Origin of the sequence: Nocardioides sp. TRM66260-LWL (genome assembly GCF_020075545.1) — a bacterium.
Lineage (GTDB): Bacteria > Actinomycetota > Actinomycetes > Propionibacteriales > Nocardioidaceae > Nocardioides.
The window spans coordinates 69,303-82,780 of record NZ_JAIQZK010000006.1 but is presented as its reverse complement, the minus strand read 5'-3'; the positions used below and the strand labels follow the sequence as shown (position 1 = coordinate 82,780).

Sequence of the window (13,478 nt, the reverse complement as noted above, 5' to 3'; positions counted from 1 at the left end):
GGTGGCCGCCCCGACGGCCGCCGTTCACCTGGACGCCGTCGGCCGGGCACGCGCGGTCGCTGGGATGGAGGCGACCCCCGTCCCGCCGTCGTCCGACGGCTCGCCCGCGAGGACCCCCGTGCTCCCCACCGCCCCCGCCCGCCGATCCTCCCGCCGGCCCGGCCGCGCGCGCCTCGTCCCGGCCGTGCTGCTCGGCCTGGTCGGCCTCGGCCTCGCCGTGCCGACCCTGACCCCGGTCGCCGCCCAGGCGGCCTCGACGTCGCCGGTGCGGATCAACGAGGTCGAGTCCAGCGGCGGCACGCCCGGCGACTGGGTCGAGCTGGTCAACCCGAGCACGTCGACCGTCGACCTCTCCGGGTTCGTCCTCAAGGACGACGACGACACCCACGTCTTCACCATCCCGACCGGCACCACGCTGGCCGCCGGCGGCTACGCCGCGTTCGACGTCGAGGTCGCCTACGGGCTCGGGTCCGCGGACTCCGCGCGACTGTTCGACACCGCAGGGGCGCTCGTCGACTCCTACTCCTGGACCGCCCACGCGGTCGGCACCACCTACGGCCGCTGCCCCGACGCGACGGGCGGCTTCCAGACCACCTTCGCGGTCACCAAGGGCGCGGCGAACAGCTGCGACCACCAGCAGATCCGGATCAACGAGGTCGAGTCCAGCGGCGGCGTGCCGGGCGATTGGGTCGAGCTGTACAACCCGCTGACGCGGGCGGTGGACGTCTCCGGCCTGCGGTTCAAGGACAACGACGACACGCACGCCTTCTACGTCCTGCCGGCCGGCTCCTCGATCGCGGCCAAGGGCTTCCTGACGCTGGAGGAGGCGCAGTTCGGCTTCGGGCTCGGCAGTGCGGACTCCGCGCGCCTCTTCGGCCCGGACGGCGCGCTGCTCGACTCCTACTCCTGGACGGCCCACGCGGCCACCACCTACGGACGCTGCCCCGACGGCAGCGGCCCCTTCGGCACCCAGGCCACGGTCACCAAGGGCGCCGCCAACGACTGCGGCAGCCCGATCCGGATCAACGAGATCGAGTCCGACGCCGCCGGCTCGGACTGGATCGAGCTGGTCAACCCGACCGGTGCGGCGATCGACGTCTCCGGCTTCGTCGTCCGCGGTGCCGCGGCCTCCCCGTCGCTCACCTTGCCCAGCGGCTCGTCGGTGCCCGCCGGCGGGTACGCGGCCTTCGACCTCGCCCCCGACCTCGATCTCGGCGGTTCCGACTCCGCCCGGCTGTTCGGTCGCGACGGCGCGCTGGTCGACTCCTACTCCTGGACCAGCGCCGCGACCACGACCTACGGCCGCTGCCCCGACCTCGCCGCCGCCGGCACCGGCGCCTTCGCCACCACCCAGAGGCCCACGCGGGGCACCCGCAACCTGTGCCCGGGCGACCTCGACACGGCTCCGTGGCCGGGCGGGTCGAGCGTCCGCACGGTCGACGCCGCCGGCGTCGTCGGCACCGACCTCAGCGGCCTCGCGGTCGACGGCGGCGTCGTGCGCGGCGTCGTCAACGGCACGGGCACCCTCGTCCGGTTCACGCCCGGCCCGAGCGGCTCCTCCCCGGAGTACGTGCTCGACTCGCGCACCACGTTGAAGTACCCGAACGGCACCGGGCGTCCCGACACCGAGGGCCTCGCGCTCACCGACCAGCCCGGACGTGTGCTCGTGGCCACCGAGCGCGACAACGACGCCGGCTCGGTGAGCCGCCCGTCCGTCCTGGCCTACGACCTCTCCGGCGTCACCACGAGCGGCGGCACGCTCACCGCGCTGCGCGAGTGGAACCTCGCCTCGTCGCTGCCGACCGTGGGCGCCAACCTCGGCCTCGAGGGCGTCGCCTGGGTGCCCGACCCCTACCTCGTCGGCGCCGGCTTCGTCGACCAGACCACCGGCCGGCCCTACGACCCCGCCCGCTACCCGGGTCACGGCACGGGCGTCGCGTTCGTCGGGCTCGAGGCCAACGGCCGCGTCTACGCCTACGCCCTGCAGGACGACGGCACAGCGACTCAGCTGGCCTCGTTCGGCAGCGGCAACGCCACCATCGCCGACCTCACCTGGGACCCCGAGACCCAGAGCCTGTGGACGGTCTGCGACGACACCTGCAACGGCGTCACCACGCGTCAGCAGGTCGGCGCGAGCGGCGCGTTCGGCGTCGTCGCCGCGTACGACCGGCCGGCCGGCCTGCCGAACTACAACGACGAGGGGTTCGCGCTGAGCCCGCAGTCGGCCTGCGTCGGCGGCAGCAAGCCGGTGTTCTGGTCCGACGACTCCAACACCACCGGCAACGCGCTGCGCGCCGGCACGATCTCGTGCACGCCGCCGGCGGCGGGGTCGGTGGCCGGTGCGGTGCGCACCGCCGACGGCGCCGGCTTCGACGGCGCCTGCGTGTACCTCTACGCCGGCCGCGCGGCCGCCGCCGCGTCGTACGCCACCTGCGCCGACGCGTCGGGCTCGTACTACCTCGGCGGCGTCGCCCCCGGCACCTACCAGCTGGTCGCCACCGACGCGTCCGGCCAGTACGCCACGACCTGGCGCGAGGCGCCGGTCGTCGTCAGCGGGGACGTCCGGAACGTCGACCTGACGCTGAGCACGCCGGCTCCCGGCATCGTGCGCGGACGGGTCGCCGAGGGCACCGCGTCCGGCGTCGGCATCGGCACCGCCTGCGCGTTCCTCTACCCGCGCGGCTCGTCCACCGCCGCCCGCTACGCCACCTGCACCGGCGCCGACGGCCGCTACGGCCTCGAGGGCGTCGACTCCGGCCAGTACGACCTGGCGTTCTTCGACGCCTCGGGCCAGCGCCCGACCCAGTGGTGGGCCGACGGCGTCGTCGGCGGGGCGCCGACGCAGGCCGGCGCGCGGCCCGTGGTGGTCTCCGCCTCGGTGACCACCATCGCCGACGCCGTCATGACGCCGGTGGGCGTGATCACCGGCCGCGTGGTCGACAGCGCCGGCGCGCCGGTGGCCAACGTGTGCGTCTACGTCTACCCGAACCAGTCGACGCTCACCGGCCCGGCCCGCTACGCCACCTGCACCGCGACCGACGGCACCTACTACCTCGGCGGGGTCGCGGCCGGCAGCCGCTACCGCCTGGCCTTCGCCGACCCGAGCGGGCGCCTGGCCACGCAGTGGTGGACCGGCGGCACCGGCGGCGCGACGACGATCGCGCGGGCCCAGGCGATCGCCACGGTGCGTCCCGGCGGCACGGTCTCGGGCATCGACGCGCGGATGTTCCCCGTCTCCTGAGGGCCTCGCGCCCGCGCCCTGCCACCTCGAGGAGGTCCGTCCCGACGTCGTCCGGACGGACCTCCTCGGCGTGTTCGGCGGGTCTGAGCGCGACCTGAGGCGGACCTGAGAAATCGCCCACGCCCGTTGGCGGTCTAGTCCACGTCCGTTCACCTTCGAGCCCCCCGGAGGTCCGGCTGGGCCGGTGGGGTGGGGGCTGGCGCCGGTCGAGTCGATCGGCGCCGTTCGCGGTGTCCGCCCAGCCCGGTCGGCATCGCGAGCGCAGTGCCTCCCCTCGAGAACCCCCTTGGCACAGAACCGGAGACCATCCATGTCATCTCGCAGCACGCGGTCGAGTCGCCTCCTGGCGACCGGCCTGCTGGCGGTAGCGCTGCCGGTCGCGGCGCTCCCCGCCCTGCCTGCCTCGGCCAACCCGGCCGGCACGGGCATCGTCATCAGCGAGGCGTACGGCGGCGGCGGCAACAGCGGCGCCCAGTACAACTCCGACTTCGTCGAGCTCTACAACCCCACCAGCGCGCCGCTGTCGCTCGAGGGCATGACGCTGTTCTACCGCTCGAGCGGTGGAAGCCCGAACTCGAGCGCTCTGACGTTCGCGGCGGGCACGACGATCCCGGCGAACTCGCCGTTCCTCGTCAAGGCCGGCCCCGACGGCACGAACGGCGTCGCGCTGCCCACGCCCGACGCCAGCGTGGGCTTCACGATGGGCAGCTCCAACGGGCAGGTGTTCCTGCTGAAGCCCGGCACGACGACCTTCAGCGGCTCGGGCAACGTCGCCGGCAACGCGAACATCGTCGACATGGTCGGCTACGGCGCCGGCGGCAACACCACCTTCGAGGGCGCCGCGATGTCGGCGAACCTCTCGAACACCACCTCGGCCAACCGCACCGCGGGTGGCGACACCGACAACAACGGCGCCGACTTCAAGTCGGCCGCGCCGACCCCGCAGAACACCGCCTCCGCCGCGGGCTCGGGCGGCACGGGCGGCACGGGCGGCACCGGCGGCACGGGGGGCACGGGCGGCGGCACCACGACGCCGACCCTCACCCCGATCGCCGAGGTGCAGGGCACCAACACCGCCACCTCGCCGAAGAGCGGCCAGACCGTCACGGTCCGCGGCGTCGTCACCGCGGCGTACCCGACCGGCGGCTACAACGGCTTCTACGTGCAGACGATCGGCACCGGCGGCGCCACCGACGCCACCCCGGGTGCCTCGGACGCCGTCTTCGTGTTCACCGGCGCTTCGCTGACCTCCGCGATCCCCGCCGTCGGCGACGTCGTCGACGTCACCGGCGCCGTCTCGGAGTTCCAGGGCACCACCGAGATCACCCCGGGCTCGGCCGCCGACATCGCCAAGCCCGCCGGCGTCACCGGCTCGGTCACCCCGCTCGCCGCGGCGTACCCGACCACCGAGGCCGACCGCGAGGCGCACGAGGGCGAGCTGCTGGCCCCGACCGACTCCTTCACGGTCACCAACACGTTCTCGACCAACCAGTTCGCCGAGGTGGGCCTCGCGACCGGCACCAAGCCGCTCATCCAGCCCACCGACGTCGCGAAGCCGGGCACCCAGGCGGCCGCCGACGTCGCCGCCGACAACGCCGCCCGCGGCGTCGTGCTCGACGACGGCGCGAGCGTCAACTTCCTCACCACCGGCAAGGACACCCCGGTGCCCTACCTGACCACGCCGGCGGGCAACACCGTCGCCGTGCGGGTCGGCGCGAAGGCGACGCTCACCGCCCCGGTGATCCTCGAGTACCGCAACAGCGCGTGGAAGCTCCAGCCGCGCTCGCAGTACACCGCGGCCGACACGGCCCCGGCGTCGTTCGCCAACACCCGCACCCCGGCCCCCGAGAACGTCGGCGGCGACCTGCGGCTGGCGACGTTCAACGTGCTCAACTACTTCCCGACCACCGGCGAGGCCTTCGTCGCCGCGGGCGGCAGCTGCACGTACTACACCGACCGCGCCGGCAACCGGATCGCGAACAACACCTGCACCCCGAACGGCCCGCGCGGCGCGGCCACCGACGCCTCGCTGAAGCGTCAGCAGGACAAGATCGTGGCGGCCATCAACGGCCTCGGCGCCGACATCGTCTCCCTCGAGGAGCTCGAGAACAGCGTCAAGATGCTCGGCCAGACCGACCGCGACAACGGCATCCGGACGCTCGTGAACGCGCTCAACGCCGCCGCCGGCAGCACCGTGTGGGACTACGTGCCCTCGCCGGCCGCCGCGGACCTCCCGCCGGTCGACCAGCAGGACGTCATCCGCACCGGCTTCATCTACAAGAAGGCGACGGCCGCCCCGGTCGGCGGCTCGAAGGTGCTCGTCGGCTCCGCCGCGTTCGCCAACGCGCGTCAGCCGCTGGCCCAGGCGTTCAAGCGGGTCGGCAACGCCGACTCCACCGCCTTCGCGGTGATCGTCAACCACTTCAAGTCCAAGGGCAGCGGCGGTACCGGCGACAACGCCGACGCCGGCGACGGCCAGGGCTTCTACAACGGCGACCGCACCCGTCAGGCGCAGGCCCTGGTGACCTTCGCGAACCAGTTCGCCGCCGACCGCGGCCTCGCGAAGATCTTCCTGACCGGCGACTTCAACAGCTACACGCAGGAGGACCCCATGCAGGTCCTCTACGGCGCCGGCTTCAGCGCGGTCGAGTCCACCACCACCCCCGGTGAGTCGACCTACTCCTTCAGCGGCCTCTCGGGCTCGCTCGACCACGTCCTGGCCAACGCGCCCGCCAAGGCGGACGTCACCGGCGCGGACATCTGGAACATCAACTCCGGCGAGTCGATCGCCTACGAGTACAGCCGCTACAACTACAACGCCACGGATTTCTACCAGCCCAACGCGTACCGGTCCTCCGACCACGACCCCGAGATCGTGGGCATCTCCGCCCCGGTCGCGGCGCCGGACTTCGACCTGACGCTGCTCGGCGTCAACGACTTCCACGGTCGCATCAACGCCAACACCGTCAAGTGGGCCGGCACGGTGGAGCAGCTCCGCCAGGCCGCGCCGTCGTCCGACGACGTCCTGTTCGTCGGCGCCGGTGACCTGATCGGCGCCTCCGAGTTCGCCTCGGCGACCCAGAAGGACCAGCCCACGATCGACATGTTCAACGCGCTGGGCCTCGACGCCTCCGCGGTGGGCAACCACGAGTTCGACCAGGGCTACGCCGACCTCCGCGACCGCGTCATCGGCGCGGCCGGCAGCCGCAACGCGAAGTGGGACTACCTCGGCGCGAACGTCTACGCCAAGGGCACGCAGACCCCGGTGCTGCCGGAGTACGCGTCCTTCACCAAGCACGGCGTCAAGATCGCCGTCATCGGTGCCGTGACGCAGGAGACCGCGAGCCTGGTCAGCCCCGGCGGCATCCAGGACCTCACCTTCGGCGACCCGATCGCCGCGGTGAACCGCGTGGCCGCCAAGCTCACCGACGGCGATCCGTCCAACGGCGAGGCCGACGTGCTCGTCGCGACGTTCCACGCCGGCGCCGTCCAGGGCGTGGGCTCGAACTACAACGCCGAGATCGCCAAGGGTGGCGAGTTCGCGGCCATGGCGAACCTCAGCCCGCGGATCAACGCGATCTTCAACGGCCACACCCACCAGGTCTACGCCTGGGACCAGCCGATCGGCTCGACCGGCCGCAGCCGTCCGCTGCTGCAGACCGGCAACTACGGCGACAACGTCGGCAAGATCGTGCTGAAGATCAACCCGAACACCAAGACGGTGACGTCCTACTCGGCCGCCAACGTCGCCCGCACCACGACCGCCGACGCCACGCTGGTCAGCCAGTTCCCGCGGGTCGCGAACGTCAAGACGATCGTCGACAACGCCCTGGCCTACGCCAAGCAGGTCGGTGACCAGCCGGTCGGCACCATCACCGGCGACATCACCACCGCGTACTCCGGCGGCTCCACCGCCACCGGGACGTACGTCGGCGGCACCCGAGACAGCCGCGGCCTGGAGTCGACCCTGGGCGACCTGGTCGGCAACGCGCTGCGCGACGGCATCCCGGCCCGCCTCGGCGGCGCCGACCTCGGCATCGTCAACCCGGGCGGTCTGCGCTCCGAGCTCGTCTACAAGGGCGACACGACCAGCAACCCGGCCAACACCGACGGCGTCGTCACCTACGCCGAGGCCAACTCGGTGCTGCCGTTCGTCAACAACATCTGGGTCGTCCGGCTCACCGGCGCCCAGCTGAAGGCGGTGCTCGAGCAGCAGTGGCAGCCGACCGGCGCGTCGCGGCCGTTCCTGGCCCTCGGCCTCTCGGACAACGTCCGGGTGACCCAGGACCCGTCCAAGCCGGCCGGCTCGCGGATCACCTCGATCCGGATCAACGACCAGCCGATCGACCCGGCCGCGACCTACAAGGTCTCGACGTTCTCCTTCCTCGGCACCGGCGGCGACAACTTCACCGCCTTCACCCAGGGCCAGGCGAACGACACCGGCCTCGTCGACCGCGACCTGTGGATCCAGTACCTGCAGGACCACCGCACGCCGGGCCTCTCACCCGACTTCGCGCGCCAGCAGGTCGAGGAGAACGGCCTCCCCTCGGGCGTGACCGCCGGGCAGAGCGTCAGCTTCTCGCTGAGCCGGCTCGACCTCACCTCGCAGGGCAGCCCGCTCAACACCAAGGCGACGGTGTTCCTGACCCAGGGCACCGACGTCGTCCCGGTCGGGGAGTTCCCGGTCGCCAACGGCGCGGCGAGCATCTCCTTCACCGCCCCGTCGAACCTCGTGGGCACCTGGCAGGTCGGCGTCAAGGCCGCCCCGTCCGGCACCCTCGTCGGTGCGCCCGGCGCCACGCCGACGACGACCTCGTCGGTGTCGGGCGTCGTGCGGGACTTCGCGGGCAACCCGGTCTCCGGCGCCTGCGTGTACCTCTACACCTCGAAGACCGCCTCGAGCGCCAGCTACGCGACCTGCACCCAGGACGACGGCGCCTACTACCTCGAGGCGTACGGCACCTACCAGGTGGTCCTCACCGACGCGAGCGGCGAGAACCCGACCACCTACGTCTCGGCTCCGCTGTCGATCAGCGGCACCCGCACGGGTGTCGACCTGGCCTTCGACGAGCCGAAGCAGGCCACCATCACCGGCACCGTGCGTGACGGCAGCATCCGGACCGTGACCCCGCTGTCCGGCGTGTGCGTCTACGCGTACGCCCACGGCGACTCCACGGCCGCGCGCTACGCCACCTGCACGGGCTCCGACGGCACCTACACGCTCACCGGGCTCGCGAAGGGCGACTACGACCTCGCCTTCTTCGACCCCAAGGGCGCGTACGCCACGCAGTGGTGGACCGGCACGGTCGGTGGCTCGACCACCCAGGCCGGCGCGCTGGCGCTGACCCTGGCCAACGGCAACGCCTCGGCCACGGCCGACGCCGCGCTGACGCCGCTCGGTGGTGTCGTGACCGGCAAGGTGCGGTCCAACGGCAAGGCCGTCGGCCGCAACAAGGTGTGCGTGTACCTGTACGACAGCGCGGCCGGGCCCGCCAGGTACGCCACCTGCACCCAGGACGACGGCACCTTCTACTTCTCCGGCGTCAAGGCCGGGGTCGACTACAAGGTGGCCTTCGCCGCGCCCGACGGCACCCTGCGCACGCAGTGGTGGAACGGCTCGGCGGGCGGCGCGTCGTCCTACGCCGGCGGCGTGAGCATCGGGCGGATCGCCAACGGCGGCTACCGCACCGGTGTGAACGCCGCGATGGTCAGCGCCGGCTGACCCTCGTCCGGATCGCACCGCACCTCCCCGGGAACGCCCTCGGCGTTCCCGGGGAGGTCGCGTTCCGGACACCTGCTGCTCCCCGCCCGTTCCGGGCGTCCCCGCACGATCACGCCGACCCCCGCACCGGAAGGCCGTCATGTCCGCTTCCGCGCCTCCCCGCTCCCGCGGTCCCGAGCGCAGCCCGCTGCACGCGACGCTGCGGGCGCTCGGCGCCGGCCTGGTCTCGCTGCTCGTGGTGCTCGGCTGCGTCTGGTACGTCGTCGCGCCCACCGGCGTCGCCACCCGGGTGCGCGTTCAGGAGGCGCCGCTGCCGGCCGGCTCGGACGCGTCGGTGCTCGAGGCCCGACTCGAGATCCGCGACGACCTGCGTCCGTCCGACGCGTCGCTGATCCTGCGGCCGCTCGACGGCCCGGCGCGGGTCGTCCCGCTGGCCGGGACCGCGACCGCCGCGCCGCTGGACCTCGCGCCCGGCGCCTACGACCTGGAGTCCGCCGTCACCGTCGACGGCGCCGTCCGCACCGCCACCGCCCGGGTGGACGTCCGCGAGGGCGTCGCCTACCGGGTGACCCTGCAGGCCAGCCGCACCGGCCTCGTCACGATGCTCCCCGTGAGCTCCTACTGATCGGACCCCGATGATCCGTCAGCCCCACCCGACCCGCTCGCGCGTCGGCATCCTGCTCGGCACGCGTCCCGAGGCGGTCAAGCTCGCGCCGGTGATCACCGCGATGGCGGCGACGGGGCCGCTCGAGCCGGTGATCGTCTCGACCGGACAGCACCGCGACCTGCTGGCTCCCGTGCTCGCCGACTTCGGCCTGCGCCCCGACGACGACCTCGACCTGATGCGTCCGGGCCAGCAGCTCTCCGACCTCGCCGGTCGCGCCCTGCAGGCCGTCGGCGCCGCGATCGAGGCGCACCGGCTCGACGCCGTCGTCGTGCAGGGCGACACCACCACGGCGCTGGCCGGCGCCCTGGCCGGCTTCTACCGGCAGGTGCCGGTGGTGCACGTCGAGGCCGGCCTGCGCACCGGCGACCTGCGCTCGCCGTACCCGGAGGAGGCCAACCGGCGGCTGATCGGCCGGATCGCCGACCTTCACTGCGCGCCCACCCGCACCGCGGCCGAGGCCCTGCTCGCCGAGGGCCTCGACCCGCAGACCGTGCACGACGTCGGCAACACCGTCGTCGACGCCCTGCACGCGACCCTGGCGCGCTCCACCGGCTACGCCGGCCGCGACGCCGACCTGCTCGCCTCGGTGCACGCGGACGCCCGGCCGCTGCTGGTCGTCACCGCGCACCGCCGCGAGTCGTGGGGCGCCGGCCTCGCCGGCATCGCCGAGGGCGTCGCCCGCGCGGTGGCCGATCACCCCGACCTGCAGGTCGTGCTGCCGCTGCACCCCAACCCCGTCGTCCAGCAGACGATCGCAGCCGTGCTCCCGGCGTCCGACCGAGTGCACCTGGTCGGGGCGCTGGACTACCCCGACTTCGTGCGCCTGCTGCGCCGTGCCGACGTGGTGCTCACCGACTCCGGCGGCGTCCAGGAGGAGGCGTGCACCCTGGGTCGACCCACCCTGGTCGCGCGCGACACCACCGAGCGTCCCGAGGGCGAGGTGGCCGGCGGCCTGCTGCTGGTGGGCACCGACCCGGTGCGCATCCGGCGCGAGATCGGGCGGCTGCTCACCGATCCGGACGCCCAGGCCGCGCTGACGTGCCGCACCTCGCCGTTCGGCGACGGCCGGGCCGCCGAGCGGATCGTCGCCCTGGTCGCCGACCTGCTCGGCCACGTGCCCGCCGCCCCGACCCGGGCGCACGCCTCCGCCTGACCCGCCTCTCCTGACCCGACCCGCCTAACCCGCCCGCCCGAACCTCCTCCGACCCGGGAGTCCCCTGTGAACCGCCTGCCGAGCCTGGTGCTCGCCCTGTCCCTCCTCACCGCCCCGGCCGCGCTCGCCGGCTGCAGCGGCGACGCCGCGCCGAACGGCGTCTCGGCCGCCCCCTCCGCCGACGAGAGCGCCGCCGGCGGCTCGGCGACGCCGTCGGGGAGCGCGGAGGGCTCGCGTCCTGACGGCTCGCCCTCGGCCGGCGGCTCGGGTGCCCCGGGCGCCTCGGGCGGCTCGGGTGCCCCGGGTGCCTCGGGCGGCTCGGACGCCTCGAGCACCCCGTCGGGACAGGCGACCGTCGCCGGCGGACGTCTCGGTGACGCGCCGGTGGTCGACAGCGACTCGGTGTTCGTCGTCACCGGGGTGGCCGCGGCCCGTCGCAGCGTCGACCAGGTGCAGCTGCTGCACGCGCTGTGGGTGGCCAGCGTCGACGACACCGGCATCCCGCGCGCGGAGCGGCCCCGCTTCGCGCGTCAGGTGCAGGCGCAGCTGCGCGAGCTCGTCGTCACCGCCACCCGGCTGCCCCCGCCGTCGGGCTCCGCGCCCGCGCGGCTGGTGGCCAGCCTGCGCACCTACGACCGGCTGGCCGGGCAGCTCCGCGCCGGCGGCGGCACCCGCGTGCCGGCGTCGTTCGCCGGCGCGATCGCCGACGCCGACGCCGCCTGGCGCTCCGCGCTGAAGGCGCTGGGCGCGATCGCCGACCAGGACCTGCTGAAGGACCTCCCGACGCTGGCGTCGCCCTCCGCCGGATGACGCTCGACCTCACCCTCGCGGCCGGCGCGATCGCGGTCATCGTCGGCTACTACGCCGTCCTCTTCGCCCTCTCCCTGGCCCGGGCGGCGCAGCCGACCTCGACGTACCGGCCCCTGATGGTGCTGCTGGTGCCGGCGCGCAACGAGGAGCTCGTGCTCGACCGCACCCTCGAGACGGTCGCGCGGCTGGAGTACGACGGCCCCGTCCGGGTGCTCGTCGTCGACGACGACTCCCAGGACGCCACCGCCGCCATCGCAGGACGCTGGGCACGGCGCGACGAGCGGATCCGGCTGACCCGGCGCGTCCCGCCGGACGCCGGCCTCGGCAAGAGCGAGGCGCTGAACCACGGGCACGGGCTGATCAGCGCCTGGCGCGCAGCGGACGACCCGTGGCTCGAGGGACGCGGCGCCGACGACGTCGTCGTGGTGATCCTCGACGCCGACGGGCTGCTGCCGGCCGACGCCCTGACGACGGTCGCCCCGTACTTCGCCGAGCCCGAGGTCGCCTCGGTGCAGGTGGGCGTGCGCATCGGCAACGCCCGCGACAACCTGCTCACCCGCATGCAGGACATCGAGTTCGTCGGCTTCAGCCGGCTCGTCCAGGTGGCCCGCGACCGTCTGGGCTCCTCCGGCCTGGGCGGCAACGGCCAGTTCACCCGGCTCTCGGCGCTCGACGGCCTCGCGGACGAGGACGGCCAGGCGTGGTCGCCGGGTGCCCTCACCGAGGACCTCGACCTCGGCCTGCGCCTGGTCGTCGCGGGCTGGCGCACCCGGTTCTGCCACGCGACGCACGTCGAGCAGCAGGGCGTGGTCGGCTGGCGCGCGCTGCTGCGCCAGCGCACTCGCTGGATCCAGGGCCACTACCAGTGCTGGCGCCACATCCCCGGGCTGCTGCGGCCGGGCCGGGTGCCGCTCGTCGGCCGCCTCGATCTCGTCCTCTACCTCGTGCTGGTCGTCACGGTGCTGCTGGTCAGCGTCACGATGCTGCTGAGCATCGCCGCGATCCTCGGCCTCCCGGCGACCAACCACCTGCTCGGCTTCGTGCCGTACGGCCCGCAGCGGCGCGGCGTCGAGCTGCTCGTCTCGCTGCTGCCGCTCGCGCTGTTCCTCGGCACCTACCAGCGTCACAGCCCGCACCGGTTCCGCTGGTACGAGGTCCCGGCCGCCGGGCTGCTCTTCACCGCCTACGGGTACGTGTGGGCGTGGGTGTCGCTGCGCGCGCTCGCGAACCTCGCGCTGGGCCGCAACGCCTGGGTCAAGACGCCGCGCTCGGCCATGGCCGGGTTGAATGCCGCCATGACCACCGACCTCACCGGCCCCAGCCTGGCCGCCGCGATCGACGCCCGCTGCCGCCTGAGCGGCACCTTCACCCTGCGCTCGGGGCAGGTCTCGCACGAGTACTTCGACAAGTACCTCTTCGAGGCCGACCCGGTGCTGCTGCGCCGCGTCGCCCAGGCGATGGTGCCGCTGCTGCCGGCCGGCGACGACGCCCCCGACCTGCTCGGCGGCCTCGAGCTCGGCGGCGTGCCGATCGCGACGATGGTCTCCAGCCTCACCGGCACGCCGGCGCTGTTCGTCCGCAAGCAGGCCAAGGAGTACGGCACCGCCAAGCTGGCCGAGGGCCCGGAGTTCGCGGGCCGCCGGGTCGTGCTGATCGAGGACGTCATCACCACCGGCGGCGCCGTCCGCGACGCCACGGTCGCGCTGCGCGAGGCCGGCGCGATCGTCGAGGTGGTCGTCTGCGCGATCGACCGCAGCCCCGAGGACCAGACCCCGCTCGCCGACCTCGGCCTGGAGATCCGGGCCGTGCTCACCAAGGCCGAGCTCGACGCCGTGCGCGCCGGGGCCGCCGGGGCCGCCGCGACCGCCGGGGCCTGACGCCCGGC

At 73.9% G+C, this 13,478-nt stretch carries 6 protein-coding genes; all 6 read left to right on the top strand.

All coding sequences use genetic code 11. From position 1 onward, the window contains the following. Positions 1-118 precede the first annotated feature (118 nt). The 6 genes from K8Z61_RS14475 (at position 119) to pyrE (ending at position 13,470) form a co-directional block, all read left to right on the top strand. Entirely contained in the window at positions 119-3,241 is a 3,123-nt protein-coding gene (locus tag K8Z61_RS14475; RefSeq protein WP_224130591.1) for a lamin tail domain-containing protein, read from the top strand. Positions 3,242-3,551: 310 nt separating this feature from the next. Then, the gene (locus tag K8Z61_RS14470; RefSeq protein WP_224130590.1) at positions 3,552-8,963 is read left to right on the top strand and encodes an ExeM/NucH family extracellular endonuclease; all 5,412 of its coding nucleotides are present in this window, start codon (positions 3,552-3,554) and stop codon (positions 8,961-8,963) included. Between the two features lie 139 nt (positions 8,964-9,102). After that, the gene (locus K8Z61_RS14465) at positions 9,103-9,588 is read left to right on the top strand and encodes a hypothetical protein (protein WP_224130589.1); all 486 of its coding nucleotides are present in this window, start codon (positions 9,103-9,105) and stop codon (positions 9,586-9,588) included. A gap of 10 nt (positions 9,589-9,598) precedes the next feature. Then, positions 9,599-10,783 carry a non-hydrolyzing UDP-N-acetylglucosamine 2-epimerase gene (gene wecB / locus K8Z61_RS14460; RefSeq protein WP_224130588.1) on the top strand — a complete coding sequence of 395 codons (1,185 nt, stop codon included), beginning with the start codon at positions 9,599-9,601 and terminating at the stop codon, positions 10,781-10,783. Between the two features lie 66 nt (positions 10,784-10,849). Next, positions 10,850-11,593, top strand: coding sequence for a hypothetical protein (locus tag K8Z61_RS14455; protein ID WP_224130587.1), 744 nt, complete (start codon positions 10,850-10,852; stop codon positions 11,591-11,593). Beyond that, a complete protein-coding gene (gene pyrE / locus K8Z61_RS14450; protein ID WP_224130586.1) occupies positions 11,590-13,470 on the top strand; it encodes an orotate phosphoribosyltransferase in 1,881 nt (626 codons plus the stop codon). Before K8Z61_RS14455 ends, pyrE begins: the two co-directional genes overlap by 4 nt. The last annotated feature ends 8 nt before the right edge of the window (positions 13,471-13,478 follow it).